Source organism: Streptomyces sp. CLV115 (genome assembly GCF_038448545.1).
In the GTDB taxonomy this organism is placed as follows: Bacteria; Actinomycetota; Actinomycetes; order Streptomycetales; family Streptomycetaceae; genus Streptomyces; species Streptomyces sanglieri.
This window is the reverse complement of record NZ_JBCEWQ010000355.1, coordinates 1-1160: the sequence shown is the minus strand read 5'-3', so window position 1 is coordinate 1160 and position 1160 is coordinate 1. Positions and strand designations below refer to the sequence as shown.

General features: G+C 74.3%; 1 protein-coding gene. It reads right to left on the bottom strand.

Annotated features, from left to right (window positions below; genetic code table 11):
- Positions 1-1160 (bottom strand): MFS transporter (locus AADR41_RS42110; protein ID WP_342287755.1); only part of this gene is annotated, 1160 nt, incomplete at both ends.

The following is a 1160-nucleotide window of genomic DNA, read 5'->3' as shown; positions in this document are numbered from 1 at the left end:
GCCGCGGCCACGCCGACCAGGGTGGGCAGGGCGAGGCCCACGCCGATGCCGGTGACCATCATGCCGGGGAGAAAAGAGCTCGCGTAGTGCGGAGCGGTGTCGAGCGCGACGGCCCACCAGGCGAGCCCGAAGCCGAACAGCAGGCAGCCGAGCGCCGCCGTGCGGCCCGCCCCGATCCGGCGGACGAGCGGTCCCGAGAGGACGGCGAGCACCGGCACGACCAACGGCCCCGGTGCGATGGCGAGTCCGGTACGGATCGCCGAGTACCCCCACACCTGCTGGCACCAGAGCACCGAAGTGAGCAGCATCGCCGCGAACGCGACGGTGAAGAGCAGTGCCGCGAGGGTGGCCGTCGCGAAGACCCGGGAGCGCAGCATCGGCAGTTCGACGACCGGGGCAGGGTGCCGGGCGGACCGCATCCAGAAGCCCGCGGCGAGAACGGCCGTCGCGATCAGCGGAACCAGGACTCCGGGCGAACTCCAGCCCCAGGAATCGGCCTTGACCAGGGCGAGGGCCAGCGCGGCGATCGCGAGGGTGAGCAGCACCGCCCCGACCAGGTCGGGGAAGGGGCCCTCGCGATGCGGGCGGGAATCGGGGAGCAGCCGGGCGCCCGCGAGCAGCCCGACCAGGCCGACCGGCACATTGACGAGGAAGACCCAGCGCCAGTCGGCCTCCACGAGCACGCCCCCGACCACCGGGCCGAGGCCGGCCGCGATGCCGCCGATCGCCGCCCAGCTCCGGATGGCCCTGGGGCGGCGCTCCACCGGGGTGTTGACGAGCAGGAGTGCGAGGGAGGTCGGCATGAGCGCGGCGGCTCCGGCGGCCTGCAGCGCGCGGGCGGCCACCAGCCAGCCGACGCCCGGGGCCACGGCGCAGAGCGCGGAGGCGACGGTGAAGACCGCCAGCCCGAGGAGGAAGCCGCGGCGGTGACCGTAGCGGTCGGCGAGCCTGCCCGCGACGACGAGCAGGGCGGCGAAGACGATCGCGTACGCGTTGAGCACCCAGGACAGCGAGGAGAGCGAGCTGCCGTCGAAGGCGTCGCCGAGGGCCGGGACCGCGACGTTGACGATGAACAGGTCGAGGTTCACGACGAAGACACCGGCCGCGATGATCCAGACGGAGGCACGGGACGCGGCGGCGGGAGGGGAGGCGGAGGGGGC